Origin of the sequence: Bartonella sp. AP58NXGY (assembly GCF_042195785.1) — a bacterium.
Taxonomy (GTDB): Bacteria; Pseudomonadota; Alphaproteobacteria; order Rhizobiales; family Rhizobiaceae; genus Bartonella.
In genome coordinates, this window is the sequence record NZ_JBHIOY010000292.1 from 344 (window position 1) to 665 (window position 322).

Annotated in this window: 1 pseudogene; it reads right to left on the minus strand. The window is 39.8% G+C overall.

Annotated elements, in window-relative coordinates:
- A pseudogene (locus tag ACFINC_RS11020) lies at positions 1-322 on the minus strand (ATP-dependent DNA helicase RecG); the annotation flags it as partial.

Sequence of the window (322 nt, forward strand, 5' to 3'; positions counted from 1 at the left end):
TAAAGCAACAGAAAAGGAAGAAAAATTTTGTTGCTTTTTAATATTTTCATCTATCCATTCTGGGAGGAGAGGAATAAAATCGAGAGCGTGTTGTATGGCGCGTCTTAACGTCTTTGCAGCTAGTCCGGCGGTAGAGGGATAAACGGGTTCGATGAGAGGAATCTGATTTGATTGTTCGCTTGGGGCAATATGGTCGGGATGTGCCATTGAAAGTAGCCCATTAAACCATTCAACTTTTCCTGATACAATGACTTTTTTTCCTTCGGGGAGTTGTTTTTTGAGCCAAAGAGGTTGCGCATGAAAAAAGACTAAATTTATTTTT